Raw genomic sequence first — 20,596 nt, 5'->3', positions numbered from 1 at the left:
GAGTAATACTGGCCGAATGACATTGGCTGAGTGACATTGGCTGAGTGATACTGGCCGAATGAGCCTGGCCGCTACCAGCTCTTTGCCACCGCTTTTAGTAAACTGGCTTATCGTAAATTGCAGCCTATATTAGTCGCCCATCAGGCAAAAAAATAGTGCCGATAACAAGTTAGCGGCACTATCTATTATGTTTAGACTCTTACATTCAGTCTTTCACGCTTGGCCGGGCTGCTAAGCCGCCTAGGCTACTTCTTGTCGATGCGACCCACAAATAGCAGTTCGTCGAAGGTGCGGTTAAGCGTCTTGCTGGTAAAGTCATTCATCCACATCTGTTCTTGAACGACAACTACGTCACCTTTTTTCACCTCTGCCTGAGGTCCGGCCGCCCAGAAGGTCTTGTCGGCTTCTTTGATCTGAACATAGGTATAACCGCCGCCGTTCATGGTATCGACCACTGTGCCCTGATGCACTACACCAGCCGCCCAGGCACTCGAGATCCCCAGGGCTAAGGTGGCCGCTGCGGCTAAACGAACTAATTTAGTTATCATTGTCATTCCTTAAGTGTTTGCCTTTAACCCCTGCATTAAAACATGGCCTTAGCCATAAATCTCTACCCGGCGTACCTAAAACAGCATTCAATGAATCAGTTTTAGATCAAGCTCTCATTCCCGAGTTTTATCCTTGAGTGCGCGGAACTAATAACGGCTTGAGCATGCCCTCGAGGCCATTGAGCTTCACTTCGTAGATGAGCGCCAGCTGCTGCCCTAGCTTGCCCTCGGGGAAGCCTTTACTGTGAAACCAGACTAAATAAGGCTCTGGCAGCTCGAGTAAGCGTAATCCGGCATATTTACCAAAGGGCATTTTTTGATTAATCGCCTCGATTAAGGCCTGTTGATCCATCGTAACTATCCTAACTTAACTATCCTAAATGGCTATCGGGAGGTGTGCGGGGCCCAGCTTACGTGACCTCTGGCGCCAAACCAAGTGCTCTGAATAAAAAGTGCTTTGGATAGAAAGGAGCTTGCTATAAATAGCAGTAACACTTGTTCATTTCCCGCGCGCCGCCTTGAAACATAAGGTAAATTTTTCCAGAGGCAAGCAAACCGAGTTCAAAGTTTTAGTCATTACACATATAACATTTAGAAATATAAAAATTAAATAATCGCAATTTTTGAAATAAAAGTAAGGTGAAAGTCTTACACTTTTAAGGCATAAGCATGACAAGCCAGGCAATAAAACCAACAAATAAAAAGTAACCTTATGTTTTAAAACATATTATCCGTAAGACTTTATCCCTCAAGCCCTTAGCGTCAAATATCTGCCAAACAAGCCAAAACGTCAACTTAATGACAAGCGCCATAATCAAAAAAAACGTCAATTTTCATGTAGTTGACCAACAATTAATTAACACCTAAATTGGACTCATGCCCAAACAGGTGAGGTCGCGAGACAGCAGTACATCACTTGGGAACCTAACAACAAACATCGGCAATCATTGGCAGTCGAGAGGAAATAGAATGATCATTTTAGTTGGCGGTGAAAAAGGCGGTAGCGGAAAGAGCTGTTTAGCCCAAAACATAGCGGTATTTCTCACGGTAGAATGCGGCGCGTCGGTCATCATGGTCGATTGTGATCCCCAGCGGACCACCTCAGACTGGATTCAAGCTCGTAACAACAATGGCACCCTGGCTAGCATCAACTGCGTACAGCTCTACGGCAAGATACGCAACGATCTGCTCAGCCTGGAGCAACACTATGACTATGTCATCGTCGACTGTGGCGGTCAGGATAACCTGGCACTGCGCGCCACCATGTCAGTTGCCTCCCATGTGTTGATGCCACTGCGTCCTAAGCGCAGAGACTTGAAAACCGTCAGCCACATGGATGATATCGTCGCTACCTGTATGATGATTAACCCTAAGATGCGCGCATCTTTCGTGATCACTCAATGCCCTAGCCTACCAAACCAGGCTAACCGCATCTTTGAGGCGAAAGAGGTGTGTAAGACTTACGACATCAACGTGCTCGACGCCATCACCTACAGCCGAAACATTTATGATGACAGCGAAGAATCGGGTCTGTCTGTCATGGAAACTCAGCCAAAAGGCAAGGCCGCCGAGGAGATCCGCAGCATCGCCTGTGAAATGCTGCAAGCTTCGAGTGCTACAGAAATTCGCAATCGTCTCGCCGAAAAACAGATGGATAAGTTAAGGGGTAACTATGGGTCTGGCCGATCTCAAGAAAAGCTCTACGCAGTCTAGTGCCGCGAGACAAAACCGTAAGCTGCTGAATATTTCGCTCGATGCCTTGATCGATGACTTCATCGAGGACGCGACACACTATGCCGCCGGGCAGCCGAGCAATGTGCAGCAGATGGCCGAGGTTATCGCCTTAGAGACCGGCTTCGATGGTGATTTTCTAAATCGCCACGCCTCTCAGGCCGCCCCTAAGGTGGTGCCTAAGGGCACTGGGCCCTATCGCAAGGCGACCTTTACCCTGAGCGAGTCTGCCATCGCGCACCTCGCCGAGTTGGCCAGCGGCTGCGATGTGGCTAAGTCGAAATTGATCCGCTTTCTCATCGAGCACCATTACTCATTATCGGAAAGCGAACGGCAACAAAAGGAACAATCCATCATAGTTGATTAATTAGTCGATTAAATTAGTCGATTAAAATTAATCGATTGAGTTAGCGATAGTATTAATCGATTAACTATATCCCCAGACGCGCTGGGCTCATCATCACCCAGCGCGTCGCCATTTTCGCCCCGTCTCCCTAACCTTTCTGGCAGCGACAGATTTCAGTTTCCGAACTTACGGGCTGCCAGCTTTTTTTCTTCACACCTTTTTTCTCCACGCTTTTTCTGGCCCTAAGATTGAATTTGCGGCAAGCAACACCATATCTTGCTATATCATAGGGAGATTTTTATGCTAGCCATCTTTATTCTTGCGCTGGTCAGTAGCGCCGCCATAGGTTACATACTGTTTAAGCCAAGGTATGTCAGGTATCGCCGCGCGCAGATCGCCAAGCGGCCCTTTCCCGCCAGTTGGCGCGCCATACTCAAGCGTCGCATGCCATATTTTCGTGCCCTGCCAAGCGACCTTCAGCTACAGCTCAAGCGTCACATTCAGATCTTCATCGCCGAGAAGCAGTTCGTCGGCTGCCAGGAGATAGAGATTGATGATGAGATCAGAGTAACCATAGCCGCCCAGGCTTGCCTGTTACTGCTCAATCGCGACACCGACTACTACCCTAAGCTGAAACAGATCTTGGTCTACCCTAGCCTGTTTATCGTCAGTCAGACTCAGCAAAATGGCGATGGCACCTTCTGGGAGCGCAAAAACATCCTCTCCGGCGAGTCCTGGGAATTTGGCAAGGTGGTGCTCTCCTGGCATACCGCTAAGGAAGACGCCGCCCAGCCCTATGATGGCCACAACGTGGTGATCCACGAGTTTGCCCACCAGCTGGATCAGGAAGATGGCCACTCCAATGGCGCGCCCATCTTAGCCCATGCCAACGACTATCAGTCTTGGTCAACCGTCATGGCGCAGGAGTTCACTCGGCTACGCGAAGATGCCAAGTGGCATCAACCCAGCCTGTTTAACTATTACGGCGCCACCAACGAGGCGGAGTTCTTCGCGGTGATCACCGAGACCTTCTTCGAACGCCCCCATGAGTTTTACCAGCAGCATCAGGCCCTCTATCAACAGATGAGTCATTTTTTCAAGCTAGATCCGGTAAACTGGCATTAACGACACGAAAAAGGAGTTTTATCATGACAGTCAGACATCCCATGCTGACCTGGCTTTTGGCAGCCAGCGCCCTGCTGCTGAGCGGCATCTGCCGGGCCGAGATCCCGCTAGAGGCGACCCAGACCTTAGACAAGCTTCACGGCTACGCCGCCAGCGCCGATTGGGACAACTACTTCGCCCTCTATACCGAGGATGCCCACTTTATCGGTACCGATGCCACGGAAAACTGGAACATGGAAGAGTTTTCCGCCTATGCGCGCCCGACAAAGGGCTGGCACTACACCCTGGTTTCGAGGCAGCTCCAGCAACACGGCGACGTAATAGTCTTCGATGAACACTTAAGCAGTAAGTCATACGGCAACTGCCGCGGCACGGGCACTCTGGTATTGACGCCGGAAGGCTGGAAGATATTGCAATACCACCTGAGCTTTCCTATCCCCAACGCCATGGCCAAGCGGATCACGGCGCAGATCAGCGCCGCGAGTCAGAAAGAGTAGTGCTAATGCACAGAGACAGATAGGCAAAGATTGGTCAGCTGCGCGAAGTGGGTAAAGCGCTCGAAATCCACTTCCGCCAGCTTGCGCTCCGAGCTATGCCTGTCAGCATATAACAGGCCAATCACCTTGTTATCCACCAAGATCGGCGCCAGCATGAAGCCCATAGCAGAGGTGTGGCGCCTGAGTTCTTCATCGGTATAGAGACGCCACTTTTCCGAGCTAGGATTGTCGATAAACAGCGGTTTCTTGAGATCGACGCTCTCGGCAAACACATTCTTGTCGTGATTAAGCTCGACGATAAACTCATTCTTCATCTTATCGCCGTTCTCGCCTAGCACCACCCGAGGCTGCAGGCGTTTCCGGTTTGGTGAGAGCAGCATCACTGCGCAGCGATCCATGCCGATACCATCGAGCAGACCGCTCAGGGTAATGGTGATCACCTCATTAAAGTTCGCCTTGTTGATGGCGCAATCTGTAAGTTCCCTGAGTTTCTTCAGCTGCAAGTCGACATTGAACTCACGCACCTTAATGGGCTCGGCTTCGGGCTCCGCCGCCAGCGTCAATTGGTGAGTATCGGGCAAAAAGGCCACCAGCACCTTGGCACCATAGGTATCGGCCAGCTTTCTGGTGGCGTGGCTGCACTGGATCATCCGACCCTTAAATTCATCCACCTCGAGATCCAGCATGTCTGCTGCCTGCTTGATTCGATGATTCAGCTCGGCAATATCTTTGCTGTCGCTGGCCATCAACTCGCTGATCTTGTTGGCAAGATAGATAGAGCGGATCTCAGGCGTGCGCTCGTTGGGGTTAGACAGGGACTTCACCAGCACCTCACCGAGGCCCCAGTTTTTGGCTATGCCCATGGAAAGCTGAGTAAAAGAGGTGCCCAGCACCTCTCTGACCACATTATTGGCTTCCTTCTCATCGACCTGATTAAGGCGCGCATCGAGCTGCTCTGTGGTCTCACCGCCCATGCTCCAGAAGGCACTCTCTCCCAGGTGATAGAGCAGCGCGGCAATAAACACCTCTTCTTGCAGCTCTTCATCATGATCTTTAAGCATCATCTTGGCCAGCATGGCAGCCTGGAAGGCTCTGGCCATCAGGGTGAGCAGCCTGTGATACACAGGCTCAGATAAGCCCTTGTTTTCTAGCAGGCTACTGAGCAGTTTGGCGGTAATACAGATGTTGCGTATGGTATCGAAGCCCAGTACCACAGCCGCGCGGCTTACAGTGGTGACGTGGGAGATCCCCTTGTTATAGATGGCGCTATTGGCCACCTTAAGAATTCGCGAGGTCAGCGCGTTGTCATGCATCACGCTGCGGCCGAGTATCGCCAGGGAGGAAACATCATCTTTGGCAAGTTTCTCTAGGGTTTTCACCGTCGAGCTCAGTGCCGGCATCTCCTGTTCGCTGATGCGTTTGGTCCAGTATTCTGCACCTTTACCTGACATGGCAGTGTTCAATGCGTATCTACTCTTTTATATAAAGAAATAAGGATAGCGCTCGCTTGCCGGCGCCGTCTTTGATGAATTATAGGCAGAAAAACTTATAACATAACAATTACATCAGCCGCCAGTGGCAATTGGGCTTTATCCTGCGCCAGCTGCTCGCTTGGTGAGGATTTCATCTCTTTATCGGCTGCGGGAGCGTATTGATAAGCACAAAATAAAAAAGGCGGCTCAAGAGGGACCGCCAAAGCAAGCAAAAATAAACAAGTAGAAAGGAAAGAAAAACCTCGCACTGCACGTAGGAACACAGTGCGAGGAACAACCGCTGCTAAAGGACAGCAAGTCGAAACTTTAGAACTGCTCCTCTTCGGTAGAACCAGTCAATGCCGTGACCGAAGACTCACCGCCCTGGATCACATTAGTCACCTTATCAAAGTAGCCCGTACCCACCTCTTGCTGGTGCGCCACGAAGGTGTAGCCTTTCTTCGCCGCGGCGAATTCGACTTCCTGTACCTTCTCGACATAGTGCTTCATGCCTTCACCACGCGCATAGTCATAGGCGAGGTCGAACATGTTGTACCACATGTTGTGGATACCGGCTAAGGTGATGAACTGGTACTTGTAACCCATGTCCGACAGTTCCTGCTGGAAGCGGGCGATGGTGGCATCGTCCAGGTTCTTCTTCCAGTTGAAAGAAGGTGAACAGTTGTAGGCCAGCAGCTGATCTGGGTATTGCGCATGGATCGCCTCGGCAAAGCGGCGCGCCTCTTCAAGATCCGGCTTGGCCGTCTCACACCAGATAAGATCTGCGTATGGGGCGTAGGCCAGACCGCGAGAGATAGCCTGGTCGATGCCAGCATTTACACGGTAGAAACCTTCTGAAGTTCGCTCGCCGGTGATGAAGTCACGATCATAAGGGTCGCAATCAGAGGTCAGCAGATCCGCAGCGTTAGCATCGGTACGGGCAATAACCAGAGTTGGTACGCCACTCACGTCGGCAGCCAAACGCGCCGAAACTAGTTTCTGTACCGCTTCTTGGGTCGGCACCAACACCTTACCGCCCATATGGCCACACTTCTTCACCGAGGCCAGCTGATCTTCGAAGTGCACACCCGCCGCGCCGGCATCGATCATATTCTTCATCAGCTCGTAGGCGTTAAGTACACCACCAAAACCGGCTTCGGCATCGGCCACGATAGGCAAGAAGTAGTCTGTGTAGCGCTCATCTTGTGGGTCTATCTCGTTGCTCCACTGGATCTGGTCGGCGCGGCGGAACGAGTTGTTAATGCGCTGAACCACTGCAGGCACTGAGTTTGCAGGATAGAGCGACTGATCTGGGTACATGGTGCCCGCCAGGTTAGCATCGGCAGCCACCTGCCAGCCCGACAGGTAGATGGCCTCGATACCCGCCTTGGCCTGCTGTACCGCCTGACCACCGGTCAGGGCGCCGAGTGAGTTCACATAACCTTTCTTAGCGCCACCATTAACCAGCTGCCATAGCTTCTCGGCGCCACGGGTTGCCAGAGTATTTTCCGGGACAATCGAACCGCGTAAGGCCACTACGTCCTCTGCTGAATAGGGGCGACGAACGCCGGCCCAACGTGGATTTTCAGCCCAATCTTGCTTAATCGCATCAATCTGTTGTTGACGTGAAATCTGTGTAGTTGCCTTAGTCATAATCTTCTCCATCTCAGGTGTTAGCATCCAGCTCCCTCAATACCACTCACATTCAAAGGCGCTAAATAGGTTTGGGTATTACCCTTTCATTTATAAAATCATCTCGTTAGGCGTTATCGCCCTGAGTCAAAATCTCGTAGCCCGGCAGGGTCAGGAAGTCCACCAACTCGTCTGACGTGGTGATCTCTTCCAGCAACACGGCGGCCTGGGTGAAGCTGCCATGAGTGAAACGATCCGGTCCCACCTCGAGTTTGACGTTAGCCAGCTCTTCCACCAGCATCTCCTTGAACAGCGCCTTGGTGACCAGCTTGCCGTTAGAGAGCTTCTGCTCATGCTGGATCCACTGCCAGATAGAGGTACGTGAGATCTCTGCCGTGGCGGCATCTTCCATCAAGCCGTAGATGGGCACACAGCCATTGCCGCGGATCCAGGCCTCGATATATTGCAGCGCAATTCGAATGTTGAGGCGCATGCCCGGCTCGGTGCGCTCGCCTTCGCAGGGCATCAGGAGATCCCTGGCCAGAATCGGCGCATCGACATCGCGGGTGATATGCAGCTGGTTGACATGATCTTCACCTATGTATTCGTTGAAGATCCCCATGGCGGTATCGGCCAGACCCGGATGGGCGACCCAGGTGCCGTCATGGCCATTACGTGCCTCTAACTCCTTATCGCCGCGCACCTTAACCAGTACCGCCTCGTTTTGCGCCTGATCCTTAGCCGGAATGAAGGCAGCCATGCCTCCCATCGCCAGGGCGCCACGCTTGTGACAGGTCTTGATAAGCAGGCGTGAGTAGGCGCTCAGGAACGGCTTATCCATGGTGACCGCCTGACGGTCTGGCAAGATGCGGTCGCTATGCTTCTTCAGCGTCTTGATGTAGCTGAAGATGTAGTCCCAGCGGCCACAGTTGAGCGCGACTATGTTAGAGCGCAGTTCATAGAGGATCTCCTCCATCTCGAACACCGCCGGTAGTGTCTCGATAAGACAGGTACACTTAATGGTGCCCGGCGTTAGACAGAAGCGCTCTTCGACATAGGCAAACACCTTGGCCCACCAGCGCGCCTCGACATGACTCTCGAGTTTAGGAATATAGAAGTAAGGTCCGCTGCCTTTCTCCAACAATTGGCGATAGTTGTGGTAGAAGTAGAGGCAGAAATCAAACAGTGCCCCAGGGATCGCCTCGCCATTGAAGGCGACATGCTTCTCCTTAAGGTGCAGACCGCGTACGCGGGCGATAAGTACGGCAGGATCATCATCGAGCGTATAATGCTTACCTGTCTCGGGCGCCGTGTACTCTATCTCGCCGCGCACGGCGTCACGCAGGTTAATTTGGCCCTGGATCACCTTGGTCCAGCTAGGTGCCAGAGAGTCTTCGAAGTCGGCCATAAAGACTTTAACGTTGGCATTGAGGGCGTTAATGATCATCTTGCGATCCACTGGCCCTGTGATCTCTACACGTCTGTCTTGCAGGTCTTGGGGAATACCGCGGATCTGCCAGTCGCCGTCTCTGATGGCACGGGTCTCGGGTAAGAAATCGGGCAGCGCACCCTTATCGATCAGTTCCTGCTTCTGCCTGCGCATCTCGAGTAGCTTAGGTACCTCTGCCGCAAACTGATCACACAAGACCTCTAGCAAGCTCAGCGCACCTTCGTTAAGCACTATCTCTTGCCCCGGCACTGGCGCCCCCAGGATAGACAATCCCGTCTCTAGCTGATGTTTATTCATTACCTGTTCAGTCATCCCGATATCTCCCAAGCGCTCACTTACCGTTAATTTCAATTCTTCCAGCCTTTAACCTAAGGCCCGCCATACCTTGTAATGATGGCCATACAGCTTGAAACACCAGCAAGGGGTTACAAATGTACGTTTTGAACAAAACCTACTAACAAACTGTTGGGATTGCAACAATACGAGCGGTGAGAAAAACAGCGAAAAAAGCTGAGTGACATCACAAAAAATTGGTAAGACCAAACAGGTGGATGCAACCCAAAATATTGTTTTTAGACAACAAAAAGCATAACCAACAAATCAAGAAATGACTAAATTTAAAAGTTGTCTGACAAATGAACCAAGCTCCATCACTTGAAAGTTATTACGAAAATTTATTACCAATAGTAATTTTATCAATACAGACATTTCACCTAGAAACCTGACAGATAAAAAGGCGGCACGTTTTGCTTTACTTGCAAGTAAGGCTATTAAACTTAAATTATTTCAACAATTTACAAGCAACCCCAAAACACTCAAAATTAAACGCACGTTTTAATTTGACGTTTACGTAAACGATACAAACAAGAGGCTAAATGGCTTGTCACAATTCGGTAACGTTTGTCGATCAACATCACGATTTTTTTTGGTTTACTGCAAAAAAAATCAAAAAAAACCGAATAAATTGCATAGTTAACCCAGCAGAGACGCCTATCATGCTGCCAGGACAAGGCATCAAACTCGGCCATTCGACAAACCACACTCTCCTTCTTTCGCTCTCCTTCTATCGCTCTCCTTCTATCGCTATCCTTCTGCCGCTAAGTGACCAGCACAAAATGACTAACTCGCACGGTGACTAGCCGCTCAGCTCTAATGAAAGACAGCAAACCTGAGTTCAAATAACAAAATACTGATGGCGAACCGCACAAGTCCTAGAGGTAAGCGACTGACAAGATGGGACAGGAAGCTCTGCGCAAGACAGGAAAACTAACCAGAAGAGGTGAACTCACTCGGTAGAAATCGGGTACCTGTATGCAGGAAGGCCTGTTAGGCTCCCGTCGATGCAACAGGGAGTCGCTAAGGATGCATAAAGGCAAAAGCTTCACTAGAAGATAACAGCTTAGACAGCAAACATAGGCTAGAAGCACTAACACCAACCGGAAGCGCGAACACAGACAAGAAGGACTTTCGAAAACAAAAAGGACTAGCAGAGTTAAAGACAAGTGCCGGCAAGCCTGTGACTCGCTTATGGGTAACGACCTTGAACGAATTAAAAGAAAATCAGCAAGCTAAGGCTAAGGCTAGGGCTAAGCATTCACCGCATTGATGGGGGTGTCGGGCGTAGACTCCATGCTTGGGCGGTACATGACCACGCAGTTACGGCCATTGCCCTTGGCCTGATACATGGCGATATCGACCCGCTTCATGAGTGGATCCAGGCTAAGATCCTCCTCCACACTGGTGCAGACACCGAAACTGGCGGTAATGCTCAGGTCACTATAGTGAGGCCGTGTCTGAATCGCCTCTATAGCCACGCGACACTGCTTGGCTATCTTGAGGGCCGCCTGCTCATCCGTGTACGGCAAGAAGAGCGCAAACTCTTCACCGCCCATGCGCACAAACAGATCCCTGCTCTTGAGGCTTGGCGTCACGGCATCGACTACTCGCCGCAATGCCCAATCTCCGGCGCTATGGCCATAGGTATCGTTGATCGCCTTGAAGTGATCTAAGTCGAACATCACCACACTAAACACGCTGCGATGAGCCAAGACATCGACAAAAAGGTTTTCGGCAAAGTCTTGCCCCGTGCCTCGGTTTAATACTCCGGTCAAAGGATCCCGCTGAGAGATGCGCTTATATTTGCGCTTCTGCACAAACATAGAAGCACCAAAAATAATAAGACAGACAGAGCAACCTATGGCAATCATCAGCGCCATACTCTCGTTGTATCTCTCCAGCTCAACTACCTTTTGCTGCGCCGTATAGAGCGCCCGATCCTGGTTGAGCATCTTAATTTCACGGGCCTTCTCGGCATTCTCAAACTTAGCCATCTGATACGCATAGGCTTTTGCCTTGGTCTCGTCGATATCGGCCTCACTGAGCTGCATATACTCGTCCAGATAACGATAGGCCTCCTGGTAGCTTCCCTCTAAAGCCAAGGCATCGGCCATCATCTTATAGGCGCGTTTTTTGGCGTTGAGCACGCTTGGCTCGTCCTCAACATCTATGACTTGCTGGGCGTATTGCTTGGCGCTCTCAACCTCTTTCATCATCAAGTAGGTTTCGGCCAGCAAGGCATTAACATCGTTAATCTCTAACTGAAACTTAAATGTCTTGTACTTTGCAAGCGCTGAAAGGAACAGCTTCTCCGCTTGCTCAAGCTCGCCTAGCTTAAGGTGTGAAGTGCCCTTGCCCTTGTCGGCCATGGCAACAATAAGCGGAATATTATGTTCACTACAGAAGGTGCGGGTATCGGTAAATAACTGCTTAGCCTCATGATAGTGGGAGAGCTTTAGCTCCCCTACCGCCAAAAACAGCTGGGCATAACACTGCTCTTTCGGCGATCTGTCGCGGCTGAGGGCATAGGCCAGCGAGGCATAGCGCTTCACCTCGTCATAGACTTCGAGATCCAGATAGAGGTTGGCCAACCTCAGATAAGAGGTCATCTTAATGGTCACATCATCTATCTGCTCGATACGGTCGAGATTCTTCGCCATAGCATCCAAGGCGCCCTGATAGTTCTTCATGGCGATCAGCGCTGTGGCCTGATACAGATAGATGGAATTTTGAGTTTCGGGAGAGTGGCTCAGCTGTTCGGCCTGAGTGAGTAGGTTAAAGGCGCGCTCGTAGGCACCGTTATACATCTCCTTGTTACTCTCCAGGGTCAACACCCGAGCCCTCTGTTCGCGGCTCAAGTGCTGGGTATTCTCTTTAAGGTAGGCAATTACCTCAGACGACTTGGCCGGCTCTGCAATTAACGATGCCTTTAGCTCATCGATAACCGCGTCATAATCGACATCGCTCGCAACGGCAGATCCGCAAAGCGCTATCGAAAAGACACAAGCCAAAAATAGTCTGAGGTAATACATATAGTTTCTACGAGTTACTTGCTGTCATCTGGGTTAGTGATGATCAAATAGGACTGTACTTCGCTGGTGTCACCTGAGAGCGAATCGAGCTGCGCTTTATCACCCGACAACACCGCCTGGATCTCTTCATCCGTTAGGCCATTGGCTTTCATCACACCTTCTGGATCAGCCTTGTAAGCCTCTAACAGCGCGGCATCCGAACCTATCTTCTGAAAAAAATCGCTTAGCTTAGACATATCATTCTCCATTGTTATGTAATAACACTAGTTGCTAGACAAAAGTTTGACCACTCTAGCTTTAATCAAACTCCGTCTCATTTTTAGCCCAATAAAGCTTCTGAAATACCGAGTTTTGCCAAAACCTTATGGTTCACCTTCAGCGGCGCAGCCGGTGGAATTAGCAAGGTAGTAATAGAAGTTAACTTGGCTTGGGGTAACGCCTTGAGTAATAAGCGTTCAATTCGAGACGCCTGTGTCGGTAAATTGGGCGCTTCATACAGAATGACCTCATGATCTAACGGATACCACTCGCTAAGCTGCTCAACCAAGACCTGCAAACAATCCGAGTTAGTATGAAACTTGGTGAGCGTGTGCTCTCCGGCGATGGCTATCTGCCACAGCAGCAAGTGAGTGGCGGGATCCGGCGTATGACAGTAGAACATGAATTGACTGGCCTCGAAGCTCTGGTGGCCAGACTGGCCCGGATCTATTCCCACGTCGGCCCATAAGCAGGCCTCGGCCGAGATCCCCGGCTCCATCTTGGCCTCGAAACCTTCTTCGCGTGCCCGGCGAATGGCGATATGGGACACACAGGCAAACACACCTGGATGACCATACAGGGCGCACACGACCCGCTTACCCGCCCTAACCTCGGTCAATATCGCCTCGACCATCTGTTGGTAGGTATCACGACGGCTCTTAACTTCTTCACCCTGGGCATAGTATCGATGCAGTGATCGAACATCTTGATTCATGCTCTCAAGCCACTGGAGGGCAAAGGCATCGGGCACCAAAGAAAAAACCACGTCGGCCAGCTCGATATAACTCTTACTCAGCACGGTTATCTGACCGCCCAGGTTAAGACCTGTGCCGACACAAACCAAACTGCCTCTTGTATAGGCTTCACCCATTATCGATGCTTCCGTCCATTGCTCGGGTAATCAACCACCCTTCGCTCCTTGGCTATTTGCCATTTCTCAACCAAACAAATTAAGCCAATGCTGCAAAGGTGTAAACCAAATTAACTTACCACAATTCGGGATAAAACAAATACTAACAATTAATTAGTCTGGCATTTTCATCACGACTCAGGGATTCTCCTGCGCTACTTGGACAAAATTCGCTCAAGCTGGTGAAACTAATCCTTAACACACCTGTCTGAACTATTCGCCCTCCCCTTGGGCGCCCCAAACACACAGGCCTAAGCTGATACGCAGGCTAGATCCAGAAAACGGCGATAGCGCTTGTCAGCATGGGGAATGCTTGGGTATCATGGCCGACAGATTTTTAGGGAAGTAGCGCATTCAATGACCATCAAAAAACATAGTATTACTCTATTAGGCGCAGCGGCGCTGTCTCTTTCATTAAGCGCATGCAGCGTGTTCGACTGGCTGATCTATAAACCAGATGTGCCGCAAGGCAACTACATGGAGACGCAGCAGGTCGAAAAACTCAGAATTGAGATGACCAAAGAGCAGGTCGAATATATCCTGGGCCGTCCTGTATTAAGAGACAGCTTCTCGGACGACACCTGGTACTATGTCTATCACTACAAGAGTGGTCGTGACGCCAGCATCACCCATAAAGAGCTGGTGCTGCACTTTACCAATGACAAACTTTCTAAGGTCGATGGCGACTATGAACTGGCTGCAGACTTTAACACCCCGCTGGATCAGAGCTCGCTACCTGAGCTAGGCGCCGCAAAGGGCGACCTGGTTCCGCTAAACCCTGAGCAGCGTCCAGATACCAAGCCGCTCGTGGAAGAGAAGAAAGCACAAGAACTCAACGAAGTTAAAGAGTTTGAATAAACGCTTTAACTAACGCCAGGCCAGTTTTAAGCGCCTGGGTTTTAAGACAAAAAAAAGGGTCCTAAGCATTGCTTAAGACCCTTTTTACTATCTAGCGGCTTTTTCTTAACTCTTTAACGCGCCTTGCAGCCTATCCTGTCTGACGGCTTATCTCGTCTTACTTAATACGCGATAAAATCCCCATAGGGAACACAGACCTAACTAGCTCACCTTAGCGCCAGTGGTCTTGTTGGCGCGGCCTTCACTCTTGGCCTTTTCGGCGCGTTGACGACGCACATCTTTGGGATCGGCAATCAAGGGGCGATAGATCTCCACTCGCTGCCCGGGTTCTAGCACCTCATCATGCTTCACTGCGCGGCTGAAGATACCTAACTTTACCTTCTCCAGATCGATCTCAGGAAAGAAACGGCAGATATCACTCTGTTTCACCGCCTCGATACAGCTGGTGCCCGGCGGCACCATGACACTGATGCGCTTCTGCTGGGTAGGCAGCGCATAAATCACTTCAACGGCAAACTTATCTTGATCGCTCATCTTACATCCTAAGAAGATTAAAAAGCTGTTATTTGTAAATCACTTTGGCGCGGCTGGTGAAGGCAGTCACCATGGAAGACATCAGCTCTTTGAACACCTTGCCAAAGGCCAGATCCGCTATCGAACTGGAAAACTCAAAGTTAAGCTCAAAATCCACTTTACAGGCATCTTCCGTCAGCTCGGTAAACTCCCACTGACCATGTAGATGCTTAAAAGGGCCATTTTCCAAAGCCAGCTCAATTCGCTTACCCGGGACCACCTGATTGCGTGTGGTAAAGGTCTTGCTTATCCCCGCCTTGGAGACATCGACCGAGGCCACCATGGTCTTACCATCAAACTCAAGTACCTTACCGCCAACACAACCCGGCAGAAACTCCTTATAGGACTCCACATCGTTGACTAACTCATACATCTGCATGGCACTAAAGCGCACTAATACGCTACGGGAAATCTTGGGCATATGACTGTTTAACCTGAAACCTTGGCCTTGACACCATAAAGCAAAAAACTGATTTTAACATGCTCGAATGAACGGGTCACCTCACCCTGCACAGACACTAAGCTCAAAAAAACACCACCTCAACCCGTTTAAGCAAGCAAATTATACAAATAATCACGCGAGCCAATTCCAAATTGGTTAACCGCGCGTATAATAGCCCTCCTATGGCTAAGAAAAACGCAAAAAAATCAAAGAACCCACCGGCGACGATTGCACGCAATAAACGCGCAAACTTCGACTATAAATTTGAAGAGAAATTTGAAGCCGGCTTATCCCTGATGGGATGGGAAGTGAAATCGATCCGAGTCGGAAAGGTAAACCTGTCTGAGAGCTATGTATTCCTCAGAGACGGTGAGGCCTACCTGTTTGGATGCACCATCACACCGCTCAATACCGCATCGACTCACGTGGTTTGTGACCCTATGCGCGATCGTAAGCTTCTGCTCAACCGCAGAGAGCTGGATAAGCTGCAGGGCCTGGTAGAGCGTCAAGGTTACTCTATCGTACCGATCTCCATGTATTGGCGCAAAAATGCCTGGGTTAAACTCGAAATCGGCCTGGGTAAGGGTAAGAAAGAGCACGATAAGCGTGACGACACCAAAGAGCGCGAGTGGAAGATTGAAAAATCTCGTACCATGAAACATGCCGCACGATAATAATCGCTGTGATTCAGCGACTTGTCTGGCATAAAACGTACGGATAACGAACAAACGATAGTAACCCCTGTGATTAATCCTTGGAAATCGAGGACGACGCGGGTTACAATCGACATAGTACTGGGGGCGATTCTGGATTCGACAAGATTCACGAAACCCTAGGAGCATGCCGAGGGGCGGTTGGCCTCGTAAAAAGCCGCACAGTTATAGTTGCAAACGACGATAACTACGCTCTAGCAGCTTAGGCTAGCTAGCCATCTTGCTCACGTTTCTCAAATGGGCAGAGTATTAAGATGGTCACCTTTACATTTGATAGCGAGGGAACCATGTTCAGGGGTGAACCGCGAAACAGTACTGGACTCGCCAATAACAATCCTGTCTTTCGGAGTGTTGTTGGTTAACCAATAGAAAGACTAAGCATGTAGCGCCGAGGATGTAGGCTTTTTGGACGCGGGTTCAAGTCCCGCCGCCTCCACCAATAAAAACAAAGGGTTAGCGGAAACGCTAACCCTTTGTCACATCTAGTGTCCACCAATTGCCCACACAGGTTAGATTTTTGTCCACTCTCCCACTGTAAGCCGTCAGTTAGATTTGGCTGTTTTCGCTTTTCAGTTTTATTTCGATCTAACTCACTGTTTTAATTCGCTTAGATCTTTCTGTTTATTTTCCCCATATCCAGCCAGCACCCCACGAAAACCAGACAAAACCCAGACACTCCGCGACTTTCAAAGCGTCACACGCTACCTAAGCGCCTGAGCGAAACTGTAAAACAGTGAAATTTATTTCGATCTTTTCAGATCTTCGATCCTGCTAAAGCCCTAGAAATGGCGCTGGCTGCGCCTATGAACTGCAATAATCTAAAACTGAAAAAAATTAAGGTGCAAACCGTGCAGGAGGGTGAGGAAGAGTGCGGATTTCGTGGCGCAAATTCTCTGTAGCGCTGGTTTACGTTAAGAAATTACTTCACGTCAAGTTTATCTAGGTTTGGGTCTGGCTGAGCCAAAAAAGCTACGCCAACTGTACCACTTATCTAACTAGATAAGTGGTACAGTTGGCGTATGTTAGTCGAGGGACATTTACTTGGTGATCGGGTCCAGTCTGCCTTTTTGACTTTAGGCCTGTGATAACTGGCAGCTCAAATCGCTAGCTTCATCTGAAGCATTAGAGGGGTCAACAAAATACGGGCCATTCTAGTTACTTTAAACCTACCATGAATTAGCTTTGTAAAGAGTAAGCTATTAGCTAAACTCCAATACATTGCTATAGCTAACCTGCTTGTACATAGCTACCTCACAATCGACATGCTGTAAGGAATAGAATAACTAATCGCAAGAGTTATCCAACCCAATAAGCCTATGATAAATAAATGGAATATTGGCAATGGATGACAACAATTGCCCCCCACACTAATAGAGCGAACGACATGCCGCTACTGCAATGCGAGGCCCCTATGGTTATCCAAGTATTGAGTCGACTAATGCTTGTTCACCCAGAGGTCAAACTCGGCATGACTCAGGCAGTAATAAGGGCCCGTTTGACAGCATGATCGCTGTACCAATATCCTATATTGTCTGTTTACCCTATAGCTCAACCAATGCTTTTTCCGCTGCAGCACTTTGGGGCGCATGCCACGGACGACTTGATTTGCCATTACTCTTGCGACCAACCGTTCAGCTCTTTTGGTTATCTTGCAAGAAGCCTTGGATATTACGAGTTGAACATCCAAATCACCTAGGGTAACGATACGTTGATGACTCATGCAGCCCCCTGCACCTGAGTCGCATTAACATAACGCTGGGCAAATTTTACCGCGTCAAATCCAGTTTCCGCCAAAGCCACATCAATCGGGATGGTGAGTAATGCTCGGCTTTTAAAGTATCCCTGTGCCTGATCCCCATTTTGGAAAAAAGCGCCATCGGGACTAAGCATTAGATAGGAATTAGTCATTGAGTCATTATTCTCAACCGACATAACCTGCTTCACCGCTTGGTGCCGCGCCACAAAAGCTTCAAACTGCGGGTCACGGATGGTTTGAATAGAATCAAATACTGGAAGAACACGCAGTATCTTCCACTTATTGGGCTGAAGTGCTGTTATTAATGCCGTAAAGTCCTCCTCGACATTAAATTGGTTCACCACAGTGTTAATTTTCAGCTCAGTGGTTGGCGACTGACGCTTAACTTGATGGAAGATCGATTGCAAGCGCGCCGCTGACAATACCTTACCAGACGCCGTTATCCGCCCAATTTTTTGCTGACCCCCTACATGGCACGAGTCGTAACTAATCCCCAATAATTGCAGTTTATGGCTGTGTTCTATGATGAATTGGTCGCTGATTAAATGACCATTAGTGATAATCGACGTCTTGAAGCCAAGTTCGATAGCATAATCTAATGCTTCAATGAATCGCTGCTTCAACAGCAAAGGTTCGCCACCAGCAAAATTAAGCCGTACGCTTTGATATTGAAGTTTTTGCTGAATTGGGTTGGATGAAAGAAAGTATTGGGCTAGCTTTGTAAGCACTTGCTTCATTTCACCCAAATCTCGATGAAGCTCGTTCGGTTTAGCCCATTTTGCGTAACAGTAATGACAGTCGTAATTGCACTTTTCAGTGATGTGGTAGTTGATAACTAACTGATTTGCTTTGCTCATAACACAACTCCTTATGGTAGACAGGAGTAGTGTTAATTTGTGCACTGCACAAAAAAGCGTTATGTCAGTCCGGTAGCAAATTTAATAGCACATTAAAATTTTGTGCCTCTTGATACTCGTTACGCAGCCGTTGCACCAATCCGACCAAGGCCAAATCACCTTGTAACAATTCCGGCTCCAGTTGATCTGCAAAGTTTATAGCAGCGCTGAGACCATTCTCTACCAAGCACAACAGTAAATTATCTTTATGGCAAAGCGATAGACGCTGTGATCTTAGCAATTCATACAAAAGGCCGGTATTTCGAAGAGGCATGTCCATTTGTGGTAAACGCTGGGCCTCAAATGGGCATCTTAGGCGCAAGACCCTCAGATTGAATGTCTCATCCCGCATTTGGCTAAGAAATTGCTGAGGTGCATCCGATAACAGTTCAACCGTATTTACCGCCTGAGCCTTCAGTACAATCTCTTCACACAAGTTAACGCTGGCCATTCGGGTAGCGGTAACCTCGAATATCGCTTTAACATATTGGGTATCATCAAAAAAGGCATCCAACACCAACGCATTGAACAAACAGTCGACACCTTGAGGCTTCAACCATTTTTTACCTCGTTTATCCATGCTCTGATCGCTAAATCCATTAGCCACTATGAGTGATGACGGAATAACCCCGTTTCGTAGATAGCTATTGGCCTTGGATCGCAACGCTTTGCTGCCTTCAAGGCCAAACAACTGCTGTACTGCCTGATTAGTATTGACTAGCGACATACAGCCTTCTCCAGCAAACTGGCCTCACTATATGCGCGATCAAAATTGACAGATGCTATCGCTTCCGCAGCAAGATAAACAGACCTTGCATAGGAGTAAGAACAAGTACTGTTGGCATGCATTATAGCCCCCAAACAGTAACCGGCACGGAAACTCTCCTCTTTTGAGGTAGTGAGAAAAGCACCAAATCGGGGTTCCTCGCGCTTTTTATATAACTCGGTATATTCCTGACAAGCGTAAATCAAAAACTCTGCGCTGCCGGGTTTAGCGTTAGAATTGACCAGCGCATAACTTGATTGGCTAAACAACATCAGTAAACTAAGAAAATAACCAACAGGTTTCATTGCGCACCTCCCGCATTTACCGAGTCACCCTGCCCGATAGGCAAATCTCCCTTCTCATTGCTCTGGTTAAGGTCATCCGTTGGCTTATTCGCAGCCTTGCCGGGGGCTGCTTCAACTGCGACAGCGTTATTGCCGCCCATGTAGGCAACCCAATAATAGCTATAACCCAGTGTTATCAAGATCAAAAGATAAACAGCCAAATCCAGCAACGGCATGTCGGTATAATCATTAAAAGTTAACTTATTGGCTTTAGCAGCGATCCTCACCACAAAAAAAGCAACCAAGCTAACTTGTGCTTGATGCACAAAGGGCATAATGATTTTACGCACCAGAGGGGCATCGCTTCGGTAACACAGCTTTAAATAATGAAAGACAAACAGTACTAGTCCAACAAAAAATAGGGTTTCGGCCAAATCCAGCTCAGACAATGAATATGAGTATTCGAATATCTTTTTTGTCATGAGTAAACTCAGGGCAATGCCGAGTAAAAACATAGTCAATAGCCACAGCCACTTCACTAAAAATGTCACTCCGCGCCCAACTCGCGCGGCGAGACTGACTTGTTGCGGCTGATTCTGGTTTTGCTGAGTAGTTGTATTTTGCCAAGTACTGTCATTTTGATTCGCGCCGCTACTTTGCGATGCTGAGTCGATTTGCTGCATAGGTTTTACCAATGTCCATTTTTGTTGTCCTAACTTAAGTGATATCCATAATCTTTGGCACCTAAGGTCATTTGACTGGAATTATGCTTTGTTGATGCTCATTGTCAATCCTGGTCATTCTTATAAGATAACAAACAGTTACCAGCACCTAAGCTAAGCTAAACATATTTTTTAATTAGCTGTATTAGTAACAAAAGAATGAGACAGCAACAGTACTTATCGTACCTGCTCGAACTTTCGCAGAAATCATGCCTGATAGAGTTAAATAAATTATTAGTTAAAGCAATC

Annotated in this window: 21 protein-coding genes and 1 other RNA gene; 7 read left to right on the top strand and 15 right to left on the bottom strand. The window is 48.9% G+C overall.

What is annotated here, in order from left to right; genetic code table 11:
* Nucleotides 1-245: 245 nt before the first annotated feature.
* Complete coding sequence (locus tag K0H80_RS06375) at nucleotides 246-548, bottom strand: hypothetical protein (RefSeq protein ID WP_011865085.1); 303 nt, start codon at nucleotides 546-548, stop codon at nucleotides 246-248.
* Between the two features lie 127 nt (nucleotides 549-675).
* Entirely contained in the window at nucleotides 676-900 is a 225-nt protein-coding gene (locus tag K0H80_RS06370) for a DUF3820 family protein (protein WP_011865084.1), read from the bottom strand.
* Between the two features lie 617 nt (nucleotides 901-1,517).
* Between K0H80_RS06370 and K0H80_RS06365 the strand changes: the two genes are divergently transcribed.
* From K0H80_RS06365 to K0H80_RS06350, 4 genes are all read left to right on the top strand, one after another.
* Complete coding sequence (locus K0H80_RS06365; protein WP_011865083.1) at nucleotides 1,518-2,261, top strand: AAA family ATPase; 744 nt, start codon at nucleotides 1,518-1,520, stop codon at nucleotides 2,259-2,261.
* Nucleotides 2,221-2,646, top strand: coding sequence for a hypothetical protein (locus tag K0H80_RS06360; protein WP_011865082.1), 426 nt, complete (start codon nucleotides 2,221-2,223; stop codon nucleotides 2,644-2,646). The genes K0H80_RS06365 and K0H80_RS06360 overlap by 41 nt, the downstream gene beginning before the upstream one ends.
* A gap of 279 nt (nucleotides 2,647-2,925) precedes the next feature.
* Nucleotides 2,926-3,750 carry a M90 family metallopeptidase gene (locus K0H80_RS06355; protein WP_220073461.1) on the top strand — a complete coding sequence of 275 codons (825 nt, stop codon included), beginning with the start codon at nucleotides 2,926-2,928 and terminating at the stop codon, nucleotides 3,748-3,750.
* Nucleotides 3,751-3,773: 23 nt separating this feature from the next.
* Entirely contained in the window at nucleotides 3,774-4,247 is a 474-nt protein-coding gene (locus tag K0H80_RS06350) for a nuclear transport factor 2 family protein (protein WP_220073460.1), read from the top strand.
* Nucleotides 4,248-4,249: 2 nt separating this feature from the next.
* Here the strand turns inward: K0H80_RS06350 and K0H80_RS06345 are convergent, their stop codons facing one another.
* The 6 genes from K0H80_RS06345 to K0H80_RS06320 all read right to left on the bottom strand — a co-directional run bounded on the left by K0H80_RS06345 (nucleotide 4,250) and on the right by K0H80_RS06320 (nucleotide 13,298).
* Nucleotides 4,250-5,698 carry an HDOD domain-containing protein gene (locus K0H80_RS06345; RefSeq protein ID WP_220073459.1) on the bottom strand — a complete coding sequence of 483 codons (1,449 nt, stop codon included), beginning with the start codon at nucleotides 5,696-5,698 and terminating at the stop codon, nucleotides 4,250-4,252.
* 348 nt (nucleotides 5,699-6,046) lie between these two features.
* The gene (gene aceA / locus K0H80_RS06340) at nucleotides 6,047-7,372 is read right to left on the bottom strand and encodes an isocitrate lyase (protein WP_041406525.1); all 1,326 of its coding nucleotides are present in this window, start codon (nucleotides 7,370-7,372) and stop codon (nucleotides 6,047-6,049) included.
* Between the two features lie 106 nt (nucleotides 7,373-7,478).
* Complete coding sequence (gene aceB, locus K0H80_RS06335) at nucleotides 7,479-9,113, bottom strand: malate synthase A (protein WP_220073458.1); 1,635 nt, start codon at nucleotides 9,111-9,113, stop codon at nucleotides 7,479-7,481.
* A 1,274-nt stretch (nucleotides 9,114-10,387) separates the two neighbouring features.
* Nucleotides 10,388-12,169 carry a tetratricopeptide repeat-containing diguanylate cyclase gene (locus K0H80_RS06330; RefSeq protein WP_220073457.1) on the bottom strand — a complete coding sequence of 594 codons (1,782 nt, stop codon included), beginning with the start codon at nucleotides 12,167-12,169 and terminating at the stop codon, nucleotides 10,388-10,390.
* A 14-nt stretch (nucleotides 12,170-12,183) separates the two neighbouring features.
* Nucleotides 12,184-12,405: a hypothetical protein gene (locus tag K0H80_RS06325; protein WP_220073456.1), complete on the bottom strand. Its 222-nt coding sequence runs from the start codon at nucleotides 12,403-12,405 to the stop codon at nucleotides 12,184-12,186.
* Between the two features lie 83 nt (nucleotides 12,406-12,488).
* A complete protein-coding gene (locus K0H80_RS06320) occupies nucleotides 12,489-13,298 on the bottom strand; it encodes an SAM-dependent methyltransferase (protein ID WP_220073455.1) in 810 nt (269 codons plus the stop codon).
* A 396-nt stretch (nucleotides 13,299-13,694) separates the two neighbouring features.
* Here K0H80_RS06320 and K0H80_RS06315 point away from each other — a divergent pair, with 396 nt between their 5' ends.
* Complete coding sequence (locus K0H80_RS06315; RefSeq protein WP_041406523.1) at nucleotides 13,695-14,195, top strand: outer membrane protein assembly factor BamE; 501 nt, start codon at nucleotides 13,695-13,697, stop codon at nucleotides 14,193-14,195.
* Nucleotides 14,196-14,396: 201 nt separating this feature from the next.
* Here K0H80_RS06315 and K0H80_RS06310 read toward each other — a convergent pair whose 3' ends face one another.
* Complete coding sequence (locus K0H80_RS06310) at nucleotides 14,397-14,729, bottom strand: RnfH family protein (RefSeq protein WP_220073454.1); 333 nt, start codon at nucleotides 14,727-14,729, stop codon at nucleotides 14,397-14,399.
* Nucleotides 14,730-14,757: 28 nt separating this feature from the next.
* A complete protein-coding gene (locus K0H80_RS06305) occupies nucleotides 14,758-15,189 on the bottom strand; it encodes an SRPBCC family protein (RefSeq protein ID WP_220073453.1) in 432 nt (143 codons plus the stop codon).
* Between the two features lie 203 nt (nucleotides 15,190-15,392).
* On the opposite strand from K0H80_RS06305, the gene smpB reads away from it, so the two are divergent.
* Both smpB and ssrA read left to right on the top strand, forming a co-directional pair.
* The gene (gene smpB / locus K0H80_RS06300; protein WP_011865070.1) at nucleotides 15,393-15,884 is read left to right on the top strand and encodes an SsrA-binding protein SmpB; all 492 of its coding nucleotides are present in this window, start codon (nucleotides 15,393-15,395) and stop codon (nucleotides 15,882-15,884) included.
* A 122-nt stretch (nucleotides 15,885-16,006) separates the two neighbouring features.
* Nucleotides 16,007-16,362: a transfer-messenger RNA gene (gene ssrA, locus K0H80_RS06295) on the top strand.
* 996 nt (nucleotides 16,363-17,358) lie between these two features.
* Here the strand turns inward: ssrA and K0H80_RS19800 are convergent.
* From K0H80_RS19800 to K0H80_RS06275, 5 genes are all read right to left on the bottom strand, one after another.
* Entirely contained in the window at nucleotides 17,359-17,643 is a 285-nt protein-coding gene (locus K0H80_RS19800) for a ParE family toxin-like protein (protein ID WP_434086640.1), read from the bottom strand.
* The gene (locus tag K0H80_RS06290) at nucleotides 17,640-18,536 is read right to left on the bottom strand and encodes a viperin family antiviral radical SAM protein (RefSeq protein ID WP_220073452.1); all 897 of its coding nucleotides are present in this window, start codon (nucleotides 18,534-18,536) and stop codon (nucleotides 17,640-17,642) included. The genes K0H80_RS19800 and K0H80_RS06290 overlap by 4 nt, the downstream gene beginning before the upstream one ends.
* A gap of 64 nt (nucleotides 18,537-18,600) precedes the next feature.
* Nucleotides 18,601-19,302, bottom strand: coding sequence for a hypothetical protein (locus K0H80_RS06285; protein WP_220073451.1), 702 nt, complete (start codon nucleotides 19,300-19,302; stop codon nucleotides 18,601-18,603).
* Entirely contained in the window at nucleotides 19,293-19,646 is a 354-nt protein-coding gene (locus tag K0H80_RS06280) for a hypothetical protein (protein ID WP_220073450.1), read from the bottom strand. Before K0H80_RS06280 ends, K0H80_RS06285 begins: the two co-directional genes overlap by 10 nt.
* Nucleotides 19,643-20,308 (bottom strand): hypothetical protein, encoded by a 666-nt coding sequence (locus K0H80_RS06275; protein ID WP_220073449.1) that lies wholly within the window; start codon nucleotides 20,306-20,308, stop codon nucleotides 19,643-19,645. Before K0H80_RS06275 ends, K0H80_RS06280 begins: the two co-directional genes overlap by 4 nt.
* Between the last annotated feature and the right edge of the window lie 288 nt (nucleotides 20,309-20,596).

The sequence above is a fragment of the Shewanella aegiceratis genome (genome assembly GCF_019457495.1).
Classification (GTDB): domain Bacteria; phylum Pseudomonadota; class Gammaproteobacteria; order Enterobacterales; family Shewanellaceae; genus Shewanella; species Shewanella loihica.
This window is presented reverse-complemented; position numbering and strand designations above follow the sequence as displayed.

Coding starts and splice junctions, on each gene's coding strand:
- K0H80_RS06375 (WP_011865085.1), bottom strand. CDS start 548: ATGATAACTAAATTAGTTCGTTTAGCCGCAGCGGCCACCTTAGCCCTG.
- K0H80_RS06370 (WP_011865084.1), bottom strand. CDS start 900: ATGGATCAACAGGCCTTAATCGAGGCGATTAATCAAAAAATGCCCTTT.
- K0H80_RS06365 (WP_011865083.1), top strand. CDS start 1,518: ATGATCATTTTAGTTGGCGGTGAAAAAGGCGGTAGCGGAAAGAGCTGT.
- K0H80_RS06360 (WP_011865082.1), top strand. CDS start 2,221: ATGGGTCTGGCCGATCTCAAGAAAAGCTCTACGCAGTCTAGTGCCGCG.
- K0H80_RS06355 (WP_220073461.1), top strand. CDS start 2,926: ATGCTAGCCATCTTTATTCTTGCGCTGGTCAGTAGCGCCGCCATAGGT.
- K0H80_RS06350 (WP_220073460.1), top strand. CDS start 3,774: ATGACAGTCAGACATCCCATGCTGACCTGGCTTTTGGCAGCCAGCGCC.
- K0H80_RS06345 (WP_220073459.1), bottom strand. CDS start 5,698: ATGTCAGGTAAAGGTGCAGAATACTGGACCAAACGCATCAGCGAACAG.
- aceA (WP_041406525.1), bottom strand. CDS start 7,372: ATGACTAAGGCAACTACACAGATTTCACGTCAACAACAGATTGATGCG.
- aceB (WP_220073458.1), bottom strand. CDS start 9,113: ATGACTGAACAGGTAATGAATAAACATCAGCTAGAGACGGGATTGTCT.
- K0H80_RS06330 (WP_220073457.1), bottom strand. CDS start 12,169: ATGTATTACCTCAGACTATTTTTGGCTTGTGTCTTTTCGATAGCGCTT.
- K0H80_RS06325 (WP_220073456.1), bottom strand. CDS start 12,405: ATGTCTAAGCTAAGCGATTTTTTTCAGAAGATAGGTTCGGATGCCGCG.
- K0H80_RS06320 (WP_220073455.1), bottom strand. CDS start 13,298: ATGGGTGAAGCCTATACAAGAGGCAGTTTGGTTTGTGTCGGCACAGGT.
- K0H80_RS06315 (WP_041406523.1), top strand. CDS start 13,695: ATGACCATCAAAAAACATAGTATTACTCTATTAGGCGCAGCGGCGCTG.
- K0H80_RS06310 (WP_220073454.1), bottom strand. CDS start 14,729: ATGAGCGATCAAGATAAGTTTGCCGTTGAAGTGATTTATGCGCTGCCT.
- K0H80_RS06305 (WP_220073453.1), bottom strand. CDS start 15,189: ATGCCCAAGATTTCCCGTAGCGTATTAGTGCGCTTTAGTGCCATGCAG.
- smpB (WP_011865070.1), top strand. CDS start 15,393: ATGGCTAAGAAAAACGCAAAAAAATCAAAGAACCCACCGGCGACGATT.
- K0H80_RS19800 (WP_434086640.1), bottom strand. CDS start 17,643: ATGAGTCATCAACGTATCGTTACCCTAGGTGATTTGGATGTTCAACTC.
- K0H80_RS06290 (WP_220073452.1), bottom strand. CDS start 18,536: ATGAGCAAAGCAAATCAGTTAGTTATCAACTACCACATCACTGAAAAG.
- K0H80_RS06285 (WP_220073451.1), bottom strand. CDS start 19,302: ATGTCGCTAGTCAATACTAATCAGGCAGTACAGCAGTTGTTTGGCCTT.
- K0H80_RS06280 (WP_220073450.1), bottom strand. CDS start 19,646: ATGAAACCTGTTGGTTATTTTCTTAGTTTACTGATGTTGTTTAGCCAA.
- K0H80_RS06275 (WP_220073449.1), bottom strand. CDS start 20,308: ATGCAGCAAATCGACTCAGCATCGCAAAGTAGCGGCGCGAATCAAAAT.